The sequence below is a fragment of the Hymenobacter plasmatis genome (genome assembly GCF_020711255.1).
Taxonomy (GTDB): domain Bacteria; phylum Bacteroidota; class Bacteroidia; order Cytophagales; family Hymenobacteraceae; genus Hymenobacter.
The window spans coordinates 36,152-57,220 of the sequence record NZ_JAJFAW010000013.1 but is presented as its reverse complement, the minus strand read 5'-3'; the positions used below and the strand labels follow the sequence as shown (position 1 = coordinate 57,220).

General features: G+C 61.2%; 14 protein-coding genes. 7 read left to right on the top strand and 7 right to left on the bottom strand.

Annotation, left to right across the window (positions count from 1 at the left end; all coding sequences use genetic code 11):
* Window positions 1-7 precede the first annotated feature (7 nt).
* Window positions 8-286, bottom strand: coding sequence for a FeoA family protein (locus tag LJ738_RS11120; protein WP_227786393.1), 279 nt, complete (start codon window positions 284-286; stop codon window positions 8-10).
* Window positions 287-509: 223 nt separating this feature from the next.
* Between LJ738_RS11120 and LJ738_RS11115 the strand changes: the two genes are divergently transcribed.
* Window positions 510-1,409 (top strand): carboxypeptidase-like regulatory domain-containing protein, encoded by a 900-nt coding sequence (locus LJ738_RS11115; protein WP_227786392.1) that lies wholly within the window; start codon window positions 510-512, stop codon window positions 1,407-1,409.
* Between the two features lie 130 nt (window positions 1,410-1,539).
* Here LJ738_RS11115 and LJ738_RS11110 read toward each other — a convergent pair whose 3' ends face one another.
* Both LJ738_RS11110 and LJ738_RS11105 read right to left on the bottom strand, forming a co-directional pair.
* The gene (locus LJ738_RS11110; protein WP_227786391.1) at window positions 1,540-2,805 is read right to left on the bottom strand and encodes an alpha/beta hydrolase family protein; all 1,266 of its coding nucleotides are present in this window, start codon (window positions 2,803-2,805) and stop codon (window positions 1,540-1,542) included.
* A gap of 482 nt (window positions 2,806-3,287) precedes the next feature.
* Window positions 3,288-3,908 carry an OmpA family protein gene (locus tag LJ738_RS11105; protein ID WP_227786390.1) on the bottom strand — a complete coding sequence of 207 codons (621 nt, stop codon included), beginning with the start codon at window positions 3,906-3,908 and terminating at the stop codon, window positions 3,288-3,290.
* A gap of 313 nt (window positions 3,909-4,221) precedes the next feature.
* On the opposite strand from LJ738_RS11105, the gene LJ738_RS11100 reads away from it, so the two are divergent.
* The gene (locus LJ738_RS11100; protein ID WP_068190144.1) at window positions 4,222-5,085 is read left to right on the top strand and encodes a carboxypeptidase-like regulatory domain-containing protein; all 864 of its coding nucleotides are present in this window, start codon (window positions 4,222-4,224) and stop codon (window positions 5,083-5,085) included.
* Between the two features lie 216 nt (window positions 5,086-5,301).
* Here the strand turns inward: LJ738_RS11100 and LJ738_RS11095 are convergent, their stop codons facing one another.
* Both LJ738_RS11095 and LJ738_RS11090 read right to left on the bottom strand, forming a co-directional pair.
* A complete protein-coding gene (locus tag LJ738_RS11095; RefSeq protein WP_227786389.1) occupies window positions 5,302-6,729 on the bottom strand; it encodes an alpha/beta hydrolase family protein in 1,428 nt (475 codons plus the stop codon).
* A 167-nt stretch (window positions 6,730-6,896) separates the two neighbouring features.
* Window positions 6,897-9,461, bottom strand: a complete 2,565-nt coding sequence (locus tag LJ738_RS11090; RefSeq protein WP_227786388.1) for a bifunctional UDP-N-acetylmuramoyl-tripeptide:D-alanyl-D-alanine ligase/alanine racemase — start codon at window positions 9,459-9,461, stop codon at window positions 6,897-6,899.
* Window positions 9,462-9,659: 198 nt separating this feature from the next.
* Between LJ738_RS11090 and LJ738_RS11085 the strand changes: the two genes are divergently transcribed.
* From LJ738_RS11085 to LJ738_RS11065, 5 genes are all read left to right on the top strand, one after another.
* Complete coding sequence (locus tag LJ738_RS11085) at window positions 9,660-11,120, top strand: M16 family metallopeptidase (protein ID WP_227786387.1); 1,461 nt, start codon at window positions 9,660-9,662, stop codon at window positions 11,118-11,120.
* 17 nt (window positions 11,121-11,137) lie between these two features.
* Entirely contained in the window at window positions 11,138-12,640 is a 1,503-nt protein-coding gene (locus LJ738_RS11080) for a M16 family metallopeptidase (RefSeq protein ID WP_227786386.1), read from the top strand.
* Window positions 12,641-13,222: 582 nt separating this feature from the next.
* Window positions 13,223-15,178: a tetratricopeptide repeat-containing sensor histidine kinase gene (locus tag LJ738_RS11075; RefSeq protein WP_227786385.1), complete on the top strand. Its 1,956-nt coding sequence runs from the start codon at window positions 13,223-13,225 to the stop codon at window positions 15,176-15,178.
* Window positions 15,179-15,208: 30 nt separating this feature from the next.
* On the top strand, window positions 15,209-16,648 hold the full coding sequence (locus LJ738_RS11070; protein WP_227786384.1) for an amidohydrolase family protein: 1,440 nt from the start codon (window positions 15,209-15,211) through the stop codon (window positions 16,646-16,648).
* 435 nt (window positions 16,649-17,083) lie between these two features.
* A complete protein-coding gene (locus LJ738_RS11065; protein WP_227786383.1) occupies window positions 17,084-20,170 on the top strand; it encodes a PAS domain S-box protein in 3,087 nt (1,028 codons plus the stop codon).
* 38 nt (window positions 20,171-20,208) lie between these two features.
* Here the strand turns inward: LJ738_RS11065 and LJ738_RS21605 are convergent, their stop codons facing one another.
* Together LJ738_RS21605 and LJ738_RS21285 are read right to left on the bottom strand one after the other, a co-directional pair.
* On the bottom strand, window positions 20,209-20,382 hold the full coding sequence (locus LJ738_RS21605; RefSeq protein WP_227786382.1) for an NTF2 fold immunity protein: 174 nt from the start codon (window positions 20,380-20,382) through the stop codon (window positions 20,209-20,211).
* A gap of 203 nt (window positions 20,383-20,585) precedes the next feature.
* Window positions 20,586-20,714 (bottom strand): hypothetical protein, encoded by a 129-nt coding sequence (locus LJ738_RS21285; RefSeq protein WP_262907656.1) that lies wholly within the window; start codon window positions 20,712-20,714, stop codon window positions 20,586-20,588.
* Window positions 20,715-21,069: the final 355 nt, after the last annotated feature.

Here is a 21,069-nt window from a genome sequence, read left to right as displayed (position 1 = left end):
CTGCGCCCTATTCTTTCAGCAAAATGGTGGCGGCTTCGCTGGCGCGCACCGAGAGGGTGTATTCCTGGTCGCCCAGCACCAGCATCAGCGGGTCGCCCAGGGGGGCGCGGCCGCTTAGGCGCACTTGCACGCCGGGTACGCACCCCATTTCCAATAGCTTGAGTGCCATTTCGGGGTCTTCGAGGCAGCAAATGGTGCCGGTTTCGCCCAGGCGCAAGTCTTTGGCGGTGCGGCGGGTGGCGGCACTGGCAGCGACGAGAGGGGCGGAACGACGGAATAAGGCCACGGGCGAAGAAGGGCGAAAAGCTTATTTAGAAAGAGTACAAACAAAGGTACGCCACCAAACGCTTTCCGAACGCTTATAGTTTTTCGGGCTTCCGATAAGCACGTCTGTGGGCTCGAATGTGGCTTTGGCAGTCGCCCGCTGCTATACAGGTTGCATGTACTAATATTTTACAATAACTTTCAGCGCTAATATTTGTAATTTTGTTCTTTCTACCTCTCATCCTATGCTTACACGCCTACTTCTCGTAGCATTATTTATAGTCAGCGCTGCAACTTCCGGTTGGGCACAGCAGGCCCAAATCAAAGGCGTAATTGTTGACAAAGACACCAAGGAGCCGCTGCCCTTCACCTCCATCGGACTGAAGAACGAGCAAATTGGTGCGCTTAGCAATGAGCACGGCCAGTTTATTGTGCCCGCGCCCAGCAAAAACGCCGACGACTCCCTCGTCGTGATTGCCTTGGGCTACGGCCGCCGTGCAGTGCTGGTAAAGCGGGGCGTGAGCGTGCCCAACCTCACTATTGAAGTTCCCAAGCGCGCCGTTGCACTCGGCAACGTGGTGGTGAAGGCCGGCAAAATCAAGAACCTGGGGCTCGGCGCCCGCACCGACAACCCCGGCGAAGGCATGATTCAGGGCCTGCCCGGCAGCCAGTACGCCTTCTTTGTGAAGAACGACAAAAAGAAGCGCCTGGGCAACGTGCGCACCGTGTCGTTCTACATCGGCGAAAACGGTTTTCCCCGCGAGCCTTTCCGTGTGCGTCTCTACAAAGCCGACGGCAACTACAACGCCCCCAACACCGACCTGCTCACCGAAAACGTGGTGGTCTCGGCGCCCCAGGGTGGCCAGTGGTACACCGTAGACCTCACACCCTATAACATCATGGCGCCGGAAGAAGGCTTCTTCGTGGCCATGGAGTGGGTGGTAAGTGGTGATAAGTTCTTCGCCACCAACTTCATGGACGACTACACGCCCTACGGCCAGATTATGCGCCCCACTTTCGAGTTTAAGGAAAGCCGCACCTGGAACTACTCCATGGGCAAGGGCTGGAGCCTCATCACCGCCGCCAACGGCCAGGGCCTGCGCTACAACGCCATGATTAAGGCCGAAGTCGACATGATTAAGTAAGGAGCTTTACAAATAAGCCATACCTTATCACCTAGCAAAAAAGCCCCGCTCTCGAGCGGGGCTTTTTTTGCTGGCAGCAACATCAGTTTCAGCTCAACTACAGCTGCATAATGCCTAATTCGTTAACGCTTTAAAACGGCTTCTTCTTAGCAGGCTGGCTAAGGCCGGCAATCCAGGCGCGCATAGTTTCCTGGGCTATGGGCGAGAACACGGGCCTCATCTCGCCGTTCATCAGCGTCCACTCCGTTTTGGGGGGCTGAAACAGGTGGTTTACGCCCGGCAGGCGCTTGGATGTGGTATTGCGGCCGATGCTTTTTAGCTCCTTTTCCAGGGCTTCTAGGTGCAGGTCGGCGGGGGCTTCCAGGTCATCGGTGCCGCTGAGCAGCAGCACGGGGCAGCGCACCTGGTCGAGTTCCGCTACGGGGTCGAAAGACAGGAAGTAGCGCTGCCAGGGCGTGAGCATTTTGGTGGCCGCGGCCTGGGCAGCCTGGGGGTCGAGGCCCGGCTGGTCTTGCCGCAGCATATTGCTTACAATGGCTTGAGCCTGCTGCTGATTGGTTTGCCGGATGATGTCGTACATGGTACGCTGGCGCTCGTAGGCGGCCTGCACCTTGGCGGGGTCCACCTTCTTGGCGCGCTGCTGGGCCACTTGCTGCTGCAGCAGGGTTTCTTCGCCGGGCAGGCCGTAGCCTGCCAGCGCCACCACAAACGCTGGGGGCAGCGGCTGGCCCGCCGCCAGCAAGGCCACGTTGGCCCCTTCGCCGTGGCCCACCACGCCGATGCGATTGATGTTGACTTCCAATCGGGAGCGCAGGTAGTTTACCGCCGCCTGCACATCCGTCACCAGCATTTCGGTGGTGGCCGTGGCCGTGCTACCGCCCGATTGGCCCACGCCGCGGTCGTCGTACCGCAGCACGACCACGCCGCGGCGGGTCAGGTAGTCGGCCAGGGCACCCAGAAAGTGGTATCCGCCCACCGTACCGTCGCGGTCCTGCGGCCCTAAGTCGCTCACCAGCACCACGGCCGGAAACGGGCCTGGGCCAGCCGGCACCGTCAGCGTGCCGCTGAAGTTGAGCCGCGCCATAGGGTTATTGAACACCACTTCCTCTTCGCGGTAGGGCGGCGGCAGGCGGGTGCCGCTCCCGCCGATGGTGGGCATGGGCGAGTACCGCAGCAGCACCGGCGCTTTCACTCCGCCTTGGGACCATACTCCGTTGAGCTCGTGCCGGACCGTATCGAGGCGGGCCGCGTAGCTGCTGCCGGCTTTAGGCATGCGCAGCAGTACCGAGTCGCCGCGCACGGTGATTTCCGTGGTCATTCGGCTCACCTTTTGAGCAGGCACGTCGAAGGCGGCGAAGTACTTCCCGCCGGCCAGCGGCACTACGCTAATCGTCATGTCATTCCCACCGGCCGACACCGGCAACTTCCCCCTCCATAAGCCGCCCAGTGGCAAAACTTTTTCTGCCGGTGCCACGGCATTAGCCGAGCCGCTGGCTGCACCCAACAGGCACAGCAGCAGCATGAAAGTCCCAATAAAACCCCTTTTCATCTTATCTATTTTAACATGCACGTATGGCACCCTAAAGATAAGCAGTAGTTCGTATTCAGGTGATTGAGCCACAACTTACCCAAGCTTAAACCCTACCCAAACTACTGTTCAAAACGCCAGCAAATCACCGTGATGCGCTGACGCCAATTCACTTTCCTGGGCTGAAGTTTTCCAGCTCAATTTGCACGCTCCTTCCTGATTTATTAGCCAACCAATACAGCCGCCACTAACGGGCAAAAAAGAAGCCCACGCGACCAAACGCATGGGCTTCTTTTCCAAGCTTCGAACTGCGGCGATTAGGTAGCAGCTCAGTTTTCTTGCAGCTAAGCTTATTTGATGCGCACCGCAATTTCTACCCGGCGGTTTTCCTGCCGGCCAGCGGCCGTGGCATTCGAAGCGGCGGGCGACGATTCGCCCATCGGCTCCACGCTCACGCGGGCGGCGTCGATTTTGCCGTCGCCTACCAGGTAGTTCTTCACGGCTTCGGCCCGCTGGGCGCTCAGGTCCTTGTTGTAGTCTTTGTCGCCGCGCGAATCCGCAAAGCCCATCACGCGCACCTGGCTCGTGCCGTAGCGCTGGCCAATGGAGCTGGTAATCTGCTGGAGGGTGGCGGCTGCGGTGGGCTTGATGGCCGCCTTATCGGTGTCGAACAGTACCTTTTCATCCACGCTGTACACGTTGTAGCTGCCATCGCCGCGCACCGTGACGCCGGGCTGCGTGATTTCCTTGAACTTGACGTCGGCCAGTTTGGCTTTGCTCATGTCCCAGGTATTGTCCACGGCGTCGGCCGCGCCGGCGGCCGCATCGGCGGCGGTTTTGCCGTCGCGGTACACTACGGCCGTATCGGCGGTGGCTTCCTGGGGCTGGTCTTTGGTCTCGGGCTTATTTAGGTTGTCGCAGCCGGTGAGCAACGCGGCCGCAGCCAGGAGAGAAAGCAAGGGTCTGGTCATGGAAAGGGAGTTGGATTAAAGAAGTATTTCCTGCTCCGTTACGCATTATATGCAAGTATGTTGTTTTTTTGGGTGCGCAAGTGCCCTGGCGGGGTTCCTGAGCGAAAAGCTTAAAATCTATTCGTATAGCAATAAAAACGCACCCCTGTCGGTTTACGGCAAATTTTAATTTGCATTCAGCAGACCATTTACTGCCCTCACTGAAGATGGATGGCGATATAATGGAGTAGAATTTGTAAATTTGCCAGTCTACCATCCATTATTATTATTTTTGGCAATGAAGAAACACTTACCTTTTCTTGCATTATGGGTTTTGTTGCTACTGCCGGCATTGAGCTGGGCGCAGGAAAACCGCATTACGGGCCGTGTTGTAGACGCTAAGACGAAAGACCCGGTGCCGTTCGCCTCCATCGGCTTGCGCGAAGAAGGCACGGGTGCTCTGACCAACGAATATGGCTATTTCCAATTAGCCGGACTCGAGAAAAGCGCCCAAGACTCCCTGATTGTGATGACGTTGGGCTACGAGCGCAGCGCCGTTCTCATCAAGCGGGGCAGCACCGAAGACCTCATTATTGAGCTGAAAAAGCGCGTAATTGAGCTGGGCAATGTGGTGGTAAAAGGCGGCAAGGTCAAGAACCTGGAGCTGGGCTCTAACTCGAATAACCCCGGCGAAGGCATGATTCAGGGCCTGCCCGGCAGCCAATATGCTTTTTTCGTGAAAAACGATAAACAGAAGAAGCTGGGCAACGTGCGCACAGTGTCGTTCTACATCGGCGAAAACGGCTTCCCCCGCGAGCCTTTCCGCGTCCGCATCTACAAAGCCGACGGTAACTACAACGCCCCCAACACCGACCTGCTCACCGAAAACGTGGTGGTCTCGGCGTCGCGCGGCGGCGAGTGGTACACCATCGACCTGAGCACCTACAACATCCCGGCGCCGGAAGAGGGCTTCTTTGTGGCCATGGAGTGGATTGTGGGCGGCGACAAGTTCTACACCACCAACTTCATGGACAACTACACGCCCTACGGCCAGATTATGCGTCCCACCTTTGAGTTCAAGGAAAGCCGCACCTGGAGCTACACCATCGGCAAGGGCTGGAACCTGCTCACGTTGGCCAACGGCCAGGGCCGCCGCTACAACGCCATGATTAAGGCCGAGGTCGACATGATTAAATAAGCCGGCGCCGGGTGGGCCAACCGCTGCTCACACCCGGCCTGCACCTTTTATAAGATTACGATAGCAACAGAAAAGGCCCTGCTCGCAAGCAGGGCCTTTTCTGTTGTTGGAGCCATGAGCGTTGGAAAGCCTTACCTCGTGGTGGTAAACCGTGCTCTCCGTGAGCTAATACAAATCAAGGCCCGCCGCGTGGCAGCGGCGGTTGCCTTGAGCTATTTACTTCTTGCTCTGCGCCACAATCCATTCACGAATGGTTTCCTGCGCTTCGGGCGAGAAGTTGGGCTGGGGCTGGCCGTTGAGCACGGGCCATTTGCTGGGCTCGGGCTGAAAGAGGTGGTTGACGCCGACCAGTTTTTTGGCGGTCACGCTCTTGTTCAGTGCCAGGCCTTTTTGCAGGGCTTTCTGGTTGGCGTCGGCGTTGATGGTGAGGTCGGAAGTGCCGTTGAGCAGCAGCACCGGGCAATGCACGAGCACCAGCTTTTCGAGGGGATTGAAGGCCAGGAAGTAGCGGTAGCGGGGCGAAGTCAACTCAGCGGCGCTCGACTGAGCGGCGGCGTTGTCGATGGCCGCGTTGTTCTGCTTCAGCATATTGGCCACAATGGCCTGGGCCTGGGAGTTGTCGGTGGTCTGCCGAATGATTTCGAGCATGGCCAGCTGGCGCTTGGTGGCCGCTTCAATCTGCGCGTTTTCGCTGCCGAGAGTGCGCAGGGTAGTGGCCTGCTGCTGCACCGCAATGTCGCGGCCGGGCAGGCCATATGCGGCCAGGGCCACCACAAAAGCGGGCGGCAGCGGCTGCGACGCGGCCAGCAAAGCCACGTTGCCGCCTTCGCCGTGGCCCACGAGGCCGAGGTGGGCCAGGTCAATTTCGGGACGGGTGCGCAGGTAGTTCAAGCCAGCCTGGGCATCGCTCACCAAATCGGCGGTGGTTACGGCCGGAGTGCCGCCCGACTTGCCCACGCCGCGGTCGTCGAAGCGCAGCACGGCCACGCCGCGCCGGGTGAGGTAGTCGGCCAGCAGGCCCAGGGGACCAAAGTCGCCCACGGTGCCGTTGCGGTCTTGGGGGCCGGCGTCGCTGAGGAGCACCACGGCCGGAAACGGCCCCGGGCCCGCCGGAATGGTCAGCATGCCGCTCAGCCGCGCATTCACGGTGAGGTTGCTGAAGGTGGCTTCTTCCTCGCGGTACGGCGGGGTGAGGCGCACGTTCTTGGCCGTCATGTCGGGCAGCGGGCTGAAGGCGAGCACCATGGGCACCTTAAAGCCGGGCTGCTGCCAGGTGCCGGTCATCTGCTTGCCATCTGCCGATACGCGGCCCACAAAGCGGCTGTTGGCTTCTTCGGCAAACAGGCGCACGGTGTCGTTTTTCACCTCCGTTTTCACGGCCATGCGGCTTACTTTCTGCAGCGGCACGTCGAGCGAGCAGAAATATTCGCCCCCGCTGAGCTTCACAAAACGGAAGATGACTTCCAGCTGCCCGCCCGGCACTTTGAGCTGGCCCTTCCATAAGCCGTCGAGGGCCGGGACTTCAGCCGGCACGGCCGCTACGGCCGCACTCTGCCGGGTGCCGGCCTGCGCCGAGGCCGCCAGGGTTAAACAAATAAGGAGAGTACCAAAAAGGCGGGATAAGCGGAGGGTATTGATTGTCATAATAAAAAGAAGCATCGAAAGGCTAAATCTCACCCAAAGTTATTCAGGGCGGGGCAAGCCGACTGTAAAGTAGCAAAATAAATATCTGGCTACCCGTATTCCGGCACGCCGCGGAACTGAAAAAATGTAATTCAACCCCGATTCGACGGTATTGACCGAAGTAAAATTTACTCGCTCACGAACACTCGCTTCACCCGCTCGCTCACGTTCGTGAGCAGCTCGTAGGCAATAGTGCCGATGCGGGCGGCCAGCTCCGGCAGCGGCAGCCCCTCGCCAAAGACCAGGGCCACGTCGCCGGCGCGGGCTTGTGGAATGTGGGTCACGTCGGCCATGCACATGTCCATGCACACGGAGCCTACCAGCGGCGCCGGCTGCCCGTGGATGAGCACCGTGCCCGCGCCGTTGCCGAAGCGGCGGTCGTAGCCGTCGGCGTAGCCAATGGCCAACGTGGCAATGCGGCGCTCGGCCTCGGTGGCCGCGCCACGGCGGCCGTAGCCCACGGTGTGGCCGCCGGGCAGGGTTTTGATTTGGGAAATGGTGGTGCGCAGCTGGCTCACCGGGCGCAGGGCCGCGGCGTCGCGGCCGCTAGCATCTACGCCGTAGAGGCCGATGCCGAGGCGCACCATGTCGAAGTGAGCTTCGGGAAAGCGCAGGATGCCGGCCGAATTCAGGGCGTGCTTGAGCACGGCGTGGCCCAGCGCGGCTTCGAGCACGGCGGCCATGCGCCGGAAAGCGGCCAGCTGCGTGCGGGTGAAGTCGTCGTGCTCGGCTTCGTCGGCCGCGGCGAGGTGGGTCATCAGGCTGGCCACGGGCAGACGGGCCGGGTGCTGCTGTAGCAGCGCGGCCAGCGCGGGCAGGTCGGCTTCGTCGAAGCCCAGGCGGCGCATGCCCGTATCCAGCTTGAGGTGGATGGGCGGGGGAGCCAGGGAGTGGCTAAGCGGCTGAGCGGTTGAGGACGGGACCTGGGCTGGAAAAGCGGCCAGGTACTCATTCAGCATGTCGAAGGAAAAGATTTCGGGCTCCAGGCGGTAGTGCTGCAGTGTACTGAACGAATCCGGCGCCGGATTCATCACCATGATGGGCAGGCTGATACCGGCTTCGCGCAGGGCCACGCCTTCGTCGGCGTAGGCGACGGCGAGGTAGTCGGCCCGCTGGAACTCGAGCAGGCTTGCCACTTCGTAGGAGCCGGCGCCGTAGGCAAAGGCCTTCACCATCACCATGAGCTTGGTGCCGGGCTGCAAATGGCGGCGGTAGTGCTGCAGGTTGTGGCTGAGGGCATCGAGGTTGACTTCCAGCACGGTGCCATGCTGCTGGGCCTGCAAGGCGGCCACGATGCGCTCGAACCCAAAGCGCCGGGCACCTTTTACCAAGATGACTTCACGGGCAAAGGCATTGGGGTCGAGCGAGGCCAGGAAGGCTTCAGTATCGGGGTAGAAATCAGCCGTTAGCGGCGGGTGGCCCGCGGGCGGCGCTTGGGTAAAGAAGCGGCGGTGCCGGTTGATTTCGGGGCCAATGCCGACGAGGCGTGTCACGCCGGCCGGGGGCAGCAGGGCTGCCACGCGGGCATACAGCTCCTCCCCGCTCAGGCCCGATTCGAGCACGTCGCTCAAAATCAGGGTGCGGCGGCCGGGGCGCGACTGCCGGCCCAGCGCATTCAGGGCCAGGGCCAGCCCGGCGAGGTCGTTGTTATAGGTGTCGTCGAGCAGGTAAGAATCGTGGCGCCCCAGCTTCATTTCCAGGCGCATGGCCACGGGGTGCAGGCGGGCGAGACGGCGCTGAATTTCGGCCGGCTCAACCTGCCGGTGCAGCAGCACAGCCAGGCAGTGCAGCGCATTTTCAATGGATGGCTCGTCGGAAAAAGGCAGTGTGAACGCGGCTTCTAGCCCGGCTCCGACGTACCGGGCATGCAGGCTGGTGCTGCCGCTCGTGCTGTTGGGGTCGAGGGCAAAGTAGAGGTCGGCCGGCTGGCCGGCATGGCGCGTCCAGCTCAAGTTGGGCAAGCGTAGGCGGGATACGGCATCGCGCACCAGCGGCTGGTCGTAGCAGTAAAACAGCCGCCGAAACTGCGGGCCTTGGAACAGCTGTAGCTTCTCGGCCAGCTTCTGCTCACTGGAGGCAAAGCCGGCGTCGTGAGCCGTGCCGAGGTTGGTAAAAATCCCTTCGGTAGGTTGAATGATTGCGGCCAGGCGCGCCATCTCCCCTACTTCCGAAATGCCGGCTTCAAAAATGCCCAACGTGTGGCGTTCCGGGTTCAGCTCCCACACGCTCAGCGGCACGCCCACCTGCGAGTTGTAGGAGCGCGGCGAGCGGCAGATATCCTCATCGGGACTCAGGAGTTGGGCCAGCCACTCCTTCACGATGGTCTTGCCATTGGAGCCGGTGATGGCCAGCACGGGGCCGGCAAATTCGGCGCGGTGGGCAGCAGCCAGAACCTGCAGGGCTGCGAGCGGACTTTTCACGGCGATAATGCCGGCGCCGGGATAGGCGCTGAGGCCGCCGGGCATTTCGGCCGTTTCTTCTACCACAAACAGCCGCACCCCTTGGGCGTAGAGCTCGGACAGGTAGCGGTGGCCATTGTGGCTGGGGCCGCGCAGGGCGAAAAACAACGCCCCGGCGGGCAACCCCACCCGGCGGCTGTCGAGCACCAGGTGCCGGACCGCGGCGGCGGGGTCGGCTGGAGCCTGGAGCAGGTGGCCGGCCAGCAGGGCCGGAAGAGCAGAAAAGACGAACACGGCGCAAAGGTCGTCGGCGGCTCCGGAAATGCGGCACCAAGGCTTGCAGCCACGCAGCGGCCCGGTTTTGCCCGCGTCTTTGCGCGGCCACGGTCCTCATACAGGAATCACAGGCCTAAAGCAGCTCATCCTTAGCTTGTTTGCCAAATATTGTGTAAATCGGATTTACTTTCTGCTCACACTCTTTTTCCTTTTCCTATGAGACGTTTTAAGGTATTGAGCCGGGGCCTGCTGTGGGCACCGGTGGCGGCGCTGGCCCTGGGAGCCTGCAGCCACAAAGCCACCTCTGTAGTAACGGCGCCCGCGGCCCCCGCCGCCGCAGCCCCGACTGCCGCAGCGGCGGTCCCCAAACCTGCGCCGGCGGGCCCGGCTTTCCAGATTCCGGTCGAGTACTACACCTTGCCCAACGGGCTACGGGTGGTACTCTCGCCCGACCATACGGCGCCCACGGCCACGGTGGCGGCGTACTACGCGGTGGGCTTCCGCACCGAGCCGCGCAATCGCACGGGCTTTGCGCACCTGTTTGAGCACCTGATGTTTCAGGGCTCGCAGAACCTGGGCAAGAACGAATTTATTGGGCTGATTCAGAAAAACGGCGGGGCGCTGAACGGCTCCACGCGCTTCGACTTCACCAACTACTACGAGGTGGTGCCGGCCCACAAGCTGGAAACCATTCTCTGGGCCGAAGCCGACCGCATGCGCGGCCTGGCCATCACCAAAACCAACCTGACCAACCAGCAGGGGGTGGTAAAAAGTGAGGTGCGCGTGAACGTGCTCAACCAGCCCTACGGCGGCTTCCCCTGGCTCTCGATGCCCCAGAAGGCCAACAAAAACTGGAATAACGCCCACAATTTCTACGGCGACCTGAAGGACCTCGACGCCGCCACTCTGGAAGACACGAAGGACTTCTTCAAGACCTACTATGCCCCCAACAACGCCGTACTGGCCGTGGTGGGCGACTTCGAGCCCGCCGAGGCCAAGGCCTGGGTGCAGAAGTACTACGGCAACATCCCCAGCGCTCAGCAGCCGCCCAAGCCCGACCTTACGGAGCCGCGCCAGGAGCAGGAGCAGCGCTTCGTGCAGGACGACAAGCTGGCCACCAAGCCCGCCCTGGCCTTCGCCTACCACATGCCCGAGCGCAACACCCCCGAATACTACGCCCTGGTGATGCTCGACCAGATTCTGCTGCAAGGCAAAGACAGCCGCCTCTACCAGGCCCTGGTGCAGAAGCGCGGCTACACCGACGACGTGAGCGGCGGCATCAACTCGGACCTGGGCAACCAGTTTAACTACAACGGCCCCATGCTATGGATGGGCAGCCTCGTGTACGACCCCACTGTGCAGGCCGATTCGGTGGTGGGGGTGCTCGACCAGGAAATCAACCGCTTGGCCCGCACCGGCATCGACCAGGCCACCATGGACCTGGCGATGGTAAAAATTCGCTCGGCATTCTATGACCAGGTGAGCGGGTCCGACAACTTCGGCCGAGCCGATTTGCTGGCTTCGTTTGCATTGTTTGACAACGACCCGTCGCGCATCAACCGCCTCGAGAGCGAGTTCCGCAGAGTGACGCCCGAGCTGATGAAGAAGACCATCAGCGAATACCTGCGGCCCACCAACCGCACTATCATCACCGTCAACCCCCTGGCCAAGAGCTAGCCTTCTCTTCTATCGCCATGAACAAGCTATTTATTGGGCTGCTCAGCGCCGCCCTCGTGGCCACGGCCGCCCCGGAAGCACTAGCCCAGCAGGCCCCCGCCAAAACCAAGGCCAAAACCACCGCCAAGCCGGCGACCACCCGCGCCGGCGGCGTCGCCAAAGCCGTGGCGGCCGCTAAATCTCCAGCCACCCCTAAGCAGGTCCCGCCCCCGGGCGGCAAGCCGCGCGACTTTACCCTGCCCGCCAAAGAAGAATTTACCCTGGATAACGGCCTCAAGGCCCGACTGGTGCCCTACGGCCAGGTGCCCAAGGTGACGATGATGGTGGCCATTCAGGCCGGCAACGTGCACGAGGCGCCCGACGAAGTAGCCGTGGCCGACTTGCTGGGCAAGCTGCTGCAGGAAGGGACGGCCACGATGTCGGCTACCCAACTGGCTGAGCGCGTGGCCCGCATGGGCGGCACGCTCAACATTTCGGTGGGCGCCGACCAAACCAGCCTGTGGGCGTCGTGCCTCTCGGAATACGCTCCGGAGATGGCCGCGCTGCTGGCCGAAGTGGTGCAGCGCCCGGCCCTGCCCGCCTCCGAAGTGCCACGCCTGAAAACCGACCTCAAGCGCCAGATGGCCCTAGCCCGCGCCCAGCCCGGCGTGCAGGCCCGCCAGAAATTCACAGCCGCCATCTACGGCAACCACCCCTACGGCCGGCCCTTGCCCACCGATGCCCAACTGGATACCCTGACCCTGGAGCGGGCGCAGAATTTCTACAAGACGCAGTACGGTGCCCAGCGCACCAGCCTTTACGTGGCCGGCCGGTTTGAGGCGCCCGCCCTGCGCCAGGCCATCACGGCGGCGTGGGCCGGCTTCCCGCAGGGCCCGGCGCCCCACATCGACATCGTGAAGCCGCTGGCCAAGGCCGACCTGCTGACCCAGGACCGGCCCAACGCGCCGCAGTCGACCATCGTGGTGGGCCTGCCCGTCATCGACCCCACCAACCCCGACTACATCCGGCTACGGGTGATGAACTCGCTGCTCGGCGGCTCGTTTGGCTCGCGCATTACGCGCAACATTCGGGAAGACAAGGGCTACACTTACTCGCCCTACAGCTTCATCGAAACCCACTACCGCACCGGCAACTGGAGTCAGAACGCCGACGTGACCACCGCCGACACCTATAATTCGCTGCATGAAATCATGAACGAAATCGAGCGGCTGCAAAAGACCCCGCCCTCGACCGATGAGCTGAAGGGAATCCAGAACTACGAGGGCGGCATGTTTGTGCTGCGCAACTCCAACCCCGGCGGCATCATCGGCCAGCTCAACGTGCTGGACCTGCACGGCCTGCCCGAAACCTACCTCACCCAGCAGGTCAAGAACATCAACGCCGTGACGCCCCAGCAAGTGAGTGAAATCGCCCGCAAGTACATCCGCCCTGAGGCCATGACCGTGGTAGTAGTGGGCGACAAAAAGGTGATTGAGCCGCAGCTCAAGAAGTTTCAGGCCGAGCGCAAGAAGCCGATGTAGGTAGAAGCCTCACCCCTGCCGGGCACGGCCCCGGCCTCTCTCCGAAAGAGAGGGGAGCCACGGCGGCACGGTTGTCATTACGAGGCCGCAGGCCGTGGCAATCCGTTCTGTCAATGCGACCCGCCTACTAATTGTGGAAAGCCCCGGCTCTGGCACGAGTCGGGACTTTTGCATTAAAAGCACATTGTCACTACGCTGAGTTAGTCGCTGAGAGAGGACGGATTGCCACGGCCTGCGGCCTCGCAATGACAATTCACCTCTGCTTTGCTTACCGCATAGCACGCCTGGATTCCAGCCCAATTCCACCCAGACAAGCTCTGCTAAAGCCCATGACGACAAGGAGCCAAGCCAGTTGAGCTGAATATTCGTAACTATTTGAAACCGCGGCATTAGTCACTGCCTTGGCTTCAATTGTAAAGAAATACACCAGCTCAACGCGTGGGGTGCGCTGATTTTGCCGTGTTTTACGTTACCCCTTCCAACGGCCGGCAGCATCTTGTAGCTGCGCAGGCACAAAAGACCCTTCTTATTACTCACACCTCTGTTTTCCTTTCTGCGCGACTCCTGCTTCTGTCTGTGTGGATGCTGGCAGTCGCAGGGCATGCGGCCAGTGCCCAAACGGCTGCCACCGACAGCCTGCGGCATCTAGTAGCGCAAGCCCCGCCCGATTCGAACCGGGTGCTGCGGCTGCTGAAGCTGGCGTATTCCTACCGGGCCTCCCAGCCGGACTCGACCATGCAGCTGGCCCAGAATGCCTTGCGACTGGCGCGGCGGGTTGGTTTTGGTAAAGGGGAAGGCCGCGCCCTGAGCATGGTGGGCAGCGTGCAGCGCGAGCGTGGGCAGCTGCCCGAGGCCTTTGCCACCCAGCTGCAGGCCCTGCGCCTCTGCCGTCAAACCCACGATACCGAAGGCGAAGCCAGTAGTCTTAACTCGTTGGGCAACATCAGCCTGGACCTGCGCCAATACCGGCAGGCTTTGCGTTATTACGAGCAGTCGAAAGCCTTATACGCCCAGCTTAACCAGCCGCCCTGGGTGGGCGGCGCGCTCACCAACATCGGCAGCTGCTACGAAAAGCTGGGCGTGCTGGACTCGGCCCTGGCAGCGCAACAGCAGGCCGAAGCCCTGATTATCCGCTTTCCCAGGCCCCGGCTGGCGGCGGCGCTGGCCCTGCGCAACATGGGCACCGTGCGCGCCCGCCTGGGCCAGCACCCGGAGGCCTTCGCCTACTACCGCCGGGCCATCCGCGAAACCTACCGCACCAACGACCTGCGCAACCGGTCCATGGCCGAGTACCTCATGGCCAACTTGTACCATACTCAGCAGCAGCCCGACTCGGCCCTGCGGTATGCCCGGGAAGCCCTGCGCACAGCCCAGCAGGTGTCTTACCGCGTGACCATGCTAGACGCCAGCAACCTGCTCGCCCGCCTGTACCAAGCCCGCGCCAACGTGGACAGCGCGTTTCGGTACCAGCGCCTGGCCATGGCCACGCACGACAGCCTGTATGGGCCCGAGAAGTTCCAGCGGCTGCAGTTGCTGGCCTTCACCGAGCAGCAGCGCCAGCAGCAGCAGCGCGAAGCGCAGGAGCGGCAAACCGTTCGGTACCAGCGCATGGGGCTGCTGGCCATCGTGGGCATTATTGGGCTAGTGGCGCTGCTGCTGGGGCGCTCAAACCGCCAGCAGCGCATTGCCAACCAGCTGCTCAACGAACGCAACGCCCGGATTGAAGCCCAGCACCAGGAGCTGGATACCGCGCTCACCGAGCTGCGCGCCACTCAGGCCCAGCTAGTGGCCGCCGAAAAGTGGGCATTTGTGGGCGAGTTGTCGGCCGGCATTGCCGATGAGCTGCGTAACCCACTGGCTTTCATGCAGAACTTCGCCGAAGTGAGCGTGGCCCTCATTGACCAGGAGCAGCCCAACCCCGCCCGGCCCGCGGGCCTGCAGCAAGAAATCCTGGCCGGCCTCAAGCAGAACCTGCAGAACATCAGCCAGCATGGCCAGCGGGCCACGTCCATCATCAAAGAAATGCTGGACCACGCGCGCACCGGCACCAGCCAGCCCGTGCCTACCGACCTCAACGCACTGGTGGCGCAAGCCCTGCTGCTTACCGACCACGGCGCCCTGACTGCAGGCGCCACCTCGGCGGTGGAGCTGCACACCTCTTTCACCCCCGACCTCCGGCCCGTGGCCGTGGTGCCCAGCGAGTTGAGCCGGGCCTTGCTCAACCTATTTACCAACGCGCTGCACGCCGTTCGGCGCCGGCAGGCCGCCGGGCCAGGCTACCAGCCCATGGTGGATGTCACCACTGAGCGCGGGTCGGCGGAGGTCATCATTCGGGTGCGCGACAACGGCATAGGCATGTCCGACGCGGTGGCGGCCCGGGCTTTTGAGCCCTTCTTTACCACCAAGCCGGTGGGCGAAGGCACCGGCCTGGGCCTGTCGCTGGCCCACGACATCATTACCAAAGGCCACCACGGCACCCTGACCGTGGAAACCCTGGAAGGCGAGTTCACCGAATTCACGGTCCGAATACCCGCCTAACTTTACGGCCCGCTGCCAGTTCTTCTCCGCATGAAATTCCTTCGCCTTCTCCTCGGCCTGAGTGCGGCCGCGCTGCTCACCGACTGCGCCCGCCGGCCCACCAAGCTGGAGATTTACGACGTGGTCATCAACCACGTGACCGTAGTGGACGTGGTGACGGGCCAGCTCAAGCCCAACCAGGTAGTGACCGTGTCGAAGGGCAAGATTGTGGGCGTGGACCCCGCCGACAAGGACAGCTACGCCGCCAAGCAGTACGTGAACGGCAACGGCCGCTTTCTCATCCCCGGCCTATGGGACATGCACGTGCACTTCCGGGGCGGCGACAGCCTTATTGCGGCCAACAAAAAGAGCCTCACACTTTTCCTGGCCCACGGCATCACCACGGTGCGCGACGCCGGCGGCGACCTCACCCCCAGCGTGATGCAATGGCGCCAGGAGATGGAAGCGGGCAAATTTGCCGGGCCGCACATCTTCACCTCGGGCCCCAAGATAGACGGGCCCCAGGCGTACTGGCCGGGCTCGCTGGAAGTGGAAACGCCCGCCCAAGTCCGCAAAGCCCTCGACTCTCTCCAGCGGCTGCACGTGGACTACGTGAAGATTTACGACAGCAAAATTTCCGGCGAAGCCTACCTGAACACCATTTCGCAGGCCCAGAAGCGGGGCCTGAAAACCACCGGCCACATGCCCTACTCCGTGACCCTGGGCGAGGCCGTGAAGCGCGGGCTCGATGCCACCGAGCACCTCTACTACGTGTTCAAGGCCTGCTCCGGCAAAGAAGACAGCCTGACCACGCTGGTGCGCAACAGCCTGAAGACGCCCAAGCCGCTGGGGCTGTTTGCCGTGCTGCCCGCCGTGTACGATACCTACAGCCCAGCCGCCGCCGAGCGCATTTTCAAGCTGATGGCCAAGCACCACACGGCCGCGGTGCCCACGCTCTACATCGGCAAAACCCTGAGCGAGCTGCCCGAAAACGACCATTCCCAGGACACCCTGCGGGCCTACATCGACCCCAAAATCCAAGCCACCTATACCCGGCGGCTGGCCAGCGCCCGCCAGCAGTCGGCCGAAGCCCAGGCATTTAGCAAGAAGCTGGAAGTTAAATTCTTCAGCCTCGTGCCGCTGATGCAGGCTGCGGGCGTGCCCATCTTGGCTGGCTCCGACAGTGGGCCGTTCAACTCCTTTATCTACCCCGGCGCGTCCCTACAAGACGAGCTGATACTGCTGGTGCAGGCGGGCCTCACGCCAGCCCAGGCCCTGCAGGCGGCCACCATCAACGGCGCCAAGTTCATGGGCGTGGCCGACCGCACCGGCACCATCGCCCCGGGCAAAGACGCCGACCTACTCCTGCTAACCGCCAACCCGCTGGAAAACATTGCCAACGTGAAAAGAATCGACGCCGTGGTTTCGCGCGGCAAAGCCTACCCGGCGGCAGCATTAAGCAACATGCTGCGGGCCATCCGGAACCGGTAGCGCGGCGTAGTGATTCATTACGGCTAATAGTTGCCCGCCATCCGCAGACGGCGGGGCCGTGGCTGATGCTTGGCCACTACGCGCTCGAAGTTATTCAGGGCAAAAATCGGGGCTCTCCCTGGGGAGAATAGCCTGTGGCGAACGAAGCGAGCCGGAGGGCCGCCGGGTTAATTCCTTCGTTTTCCCGCCTGAATAATGACCTGGTCACTCAGAATCGTTAGGCGCTGTCAGGGGATAGAACTTTTCTCAGGGCTTATAAGGCGTACCTTGCATATGAATCAGCCATCTAAGAAATGAATGGCGCTGGTTTATTTTGCATTTAAAGAAGTTGGGCTGGCCTTTTTCAGATAGACCACCTGCTTTACCGTGGGGCGACCGACCCAGGCGCACCGACTAACTACCTGAAATATTGCCGGTAACATCGGCGCCACTCCCATGAAGGAAAGCGAAAAGCGGTACCGGCGCTTGATTGAAGCTAGTCAGGACTTGCTGGTGACGGTGAGCCTGCAGGGCCGCATCATCGACACCAACGAGGCCGCCGTGAAACTCACGGGCGTCGACCGCGAGACCCTGATGGGCTCGGACTTTTTCCACTATTTCACGGAGCCGGAACTGGTGCGGGACGTGTACCAGGAAGTGGTAACCAGCGGCGCCGTGAGCAACGTGCCCTTCACCCTGCGCCACACCAACGGCACGCTGACGGAGGTGCTCTTCGACGGCTCGGTGTACAAGGGTGACCAGGGCGAGCTGCTCGGTGCGGTCATCGTGGCCCGCGAAATTGCGGAGAAGAAGTGGGCCACTGAGCTGGGCATCGCCAACAAGGAACTCGCCTTCCAGCACCACGAAAAAGAAAAGCGGGCCGATGAGCTCAGCATTGCCAACGAAGAGCTGGCCTTTCAGAACGACGAGAAAGAAAAGCGGGCGCAGGAGCTCAGCGTTGCCAACGAAGAGCTGGCATTCCAGAACGACGAAAAAGAGAAGCGAGCCCAAGAGCTGAGCATTGCCAACAAAGAACTCGCCTTCCAAAACGACGAGAAGGAGAAGCGTGCCCAGGAACTGAGCATTGCCAACACCGAGCTGGCTTTCCAGAACGATGAGAAAGAAAAGCGCGCCGCCGAGCTCAGCATTGCTAACAAAGAATTAGCGTTTCAAAACGACGAAAAGGAAAAGCGAGCCGCCGAGCTGAGTGTGGCCAATGAAGAATTGGCTTTCCAGAACGATGAGAAGGAAAAGCGGGCGCAGGAGCTGAGTGTGGCCAACGAAGAGCTGGCCTTTCAGAATAATGAGAAGGAGAAGCGAGCCGAAGAACTAAGCATTGCCAACACCGAGCTGGCATTTCAAAACGACGAAAAGGAGAAGCGGGCGGCCGAGCTTGGCATTGCAAATATTGAGCTGGCTTTCCAGAACGACGAGAAGGAAAAACGCGCCGCCGAGCTGGTGCTGGCCAATAAGGAGCTGGCGTTCCAGAACGACGAGAAGGTGAAGCGGGCGGCGGAGCTGCGCATCGCCAACTACGCCCGCGGCCTGATTGAAGCCAGCCGCGACCCGCTGGTGACCATCAGCCCGGAAGGCAAAATCACGGACATGAACCAGGCCACCGTGAACATCACCGGCCTGGACCGCGAGCAGCTCAGCGGCTCCGACTTCTTCGTGTACTTCACCGACCCGCAGATGGCGCGCGAGGTGTACCAGGAAGTGTTTGCCAAGGGCACCGTGGCCGACTCGCCGCTCACCCTGCGCCACAAAGACGGCAAGCTCACCGACGTGCTCTTCAACGGCTCGGTGTACAAGAACGACGAGGGCGAAGTGCTGGGCGTGGTGGTGGTGGCGCGCGACGTGACCGACCAGAAGCGCATTGCCACCGAGCTCACCGAAGCCAAAATCGCCGCCGAGCTGGCCACCGTGCTGGCCGAAGAAGCGCAGGCTAAGGCTGAAGACGCGGTGAAGGCCAAGCAGCAGTTCCTGAGCAACATGAGCCACGAAATCCGCACGCCCATGAACGCCATCATCGGCTTCACGAAGGTGGTGCTGAAAACGGAGCTCAGCGAGAAACAGCGGGAATACCTGACGGCCATCAAGCTCAGCGGCGACACGCTGATTGTGCTCATCAACGACATCCTGGACCTGGCCAAGGTGGACGCGGGCAAGATGACCTTCGAGCAGATTCCCTTCAAGCTCGCGGCGTCGGTGACGGCCATGGTGCACCTGTTCGAAACCAAAATCCAGGAGAAAAACCTGGCCCTGGTGATGGACTACGACTCCCGGATTCCGGAGGTACTGATGGGCGACCCCGTGCGCCTGCACCAGATTATCCTGAACCTGGTGAGCAACGCCGTGAAGTTTACGAGCGAGGGAAAAATCACCGTGGGCGTGCGCCTGCTGGTGCAAGACAAGGAAAAGGTCATCCTGGAATTTGCCGTGACGGACACCGGCATCGGCATCGAGGAGGCGAAGCTGAATACGGTGTTTGACAATTTCCAGCAGGCCACCAGCGGCACGAGCCGCCTCTATGGGGGCACGGGCCTGGGCCTGGCCATTGTGAAGAACCTGGTGGAGCCGCAAGGCGGCACCGTGAACGTACGCAGCCGGGTGGGCGAAGGCTCCACGTTCAGCTTCATCCTAAGCTTCCCCAAAACCACCGAAAAAGCCGCCGCCGACCTGGGCCTGCACATCGACCTGGAAGCGGGCTTCAAAAACGTGAAGGTGCTGGTGGTGGAAGACATTGCCCTGAACCAGCTGCTGATGAAAACGCTGCTCGAAGACTTCGGCTTTGAGATGGAGGTGGCCGGCAACGGCCAGATAGCCCTGGAGAAGCTGCGCACCACCGCCTTCGACATCGTGCTGATGGACCTGCAGATGCCCGTGATGAACGGCTTTGAGGCTACCGCCTACATCCGCAACGAGTTGAAGCTGAAGGTGCCCATCATTGCCCTGACGGCCGACGTAACCACCGTGGACGTGGAGCATTGCAAGGCCGTGGGCATGAACGACTACATCTCCAAACCCATCGACGACAAGCTGCTCTACAGCAAAATCATCAAGTTCCTGAAGCTGGCAAGCAGCAGCGCTGCCACTCCGGAAACCCAGGAAGGAGACTCGGCGGGCCCGGCTTTTATCTGCGTCAATTTCGACTACCTGAAGCGCATCACCAAGAGTGAGGCCCGCATGGCCGAAATGATTCGCCTGTACCTGCAGGAGATTCCGCAGCTGGTGCAAACCATGAAAAAGTCCATCGGCGAGAAAAACTGGGTGGCCTTGAAAATGGCGACGCATTCCATCATCCCCACCTTCGCCACTATGGGCATCGACCCGCAGTACGAGGACATTGCCAAGGCCATCCAGGCGCTGGCCGTGATGCTTATCCTGAAGGATACCGGCGACTGGGCCAGCGACGAAAGCCGGGCCCGCATCCACACGCTGTTCGGGAAAATAGAAACCGTGTGCGCCCTGGCCGCCCGCGAGCTGGAGGAAAAGCTGGTAATGCTCACGAAAAATGGACAGCCGGCCCGCGCCTCCGCATAATCGAAGGACGGTTTTCTTGAACGGTTACTTACCTTGGGTTAGCTTCCATACGCGTAGTTTTGAGCCTCCACGATGATTTCAAACGTTCCACCAACCGTGTTGTAAGGGAGCGCGCCTGCTACGTACCAGAAGCCGTTGACGAAATACGCTTCATAAGGCCGCTGTTTGGTACTATTCTCTTTCCTATAGATGGAGAACATCTGCGGCTCCACGACGGCAATGGCTAGACTCTGGTGGCGACCAGGGGCCTGGGAAACGGCACTGACGGGGGCGTTTCGGTTACGCGTTGAACTTGTTGCCGAGCGTAGGCTTCCCCTGCTTATTTCTATTGCCCGCCGCTTGCTAACCGGCCTAAACAGGCGTATAGACGAGCGGCGTTACAAAATGGTCAATCACTTTCTACGGTGCCTTGTCGCTAGCTATGGCTTCCTTGTTCAAAACAATCCTTTTGCTGTTCATAAGCCTTGGAGTCGCGGCTGCTCTGCAGGCGTTGCCCACTGACTTGAGCTTTTACCAGAAGTGGATTTATTGCTTCGTCTTTCATGCGTTTTACGGCTGGATATTCTACGTGCCCTTTGTAGTGGGCTACGCGGCCGTAACGCGTCGATGGGCTCTTAGCTCTTGGTCGGCGGCCCTCCTAGGGGCTGGACTGGCGACAGTAGTGACGGCACCCGTGTGGGGTAGCGCATCTTTCCCCGCTTTTAGTGGCGTGCGCTATGTTGATGGCGTCGGTTGGGCAGCGGGGGGCGGGGTCTACGCATTATTGCATCACCTTTGGATTGCCAGTAGCCGCGCTTCCCAACGGGTTAAAGAGGCGTAATGTAAAAGATTGCGCCGGCTGAAAACGTCAGGTAGAGCGCCCAACGGTAAAAGCCCTAACTGATTAGCTAGGGCTTTTA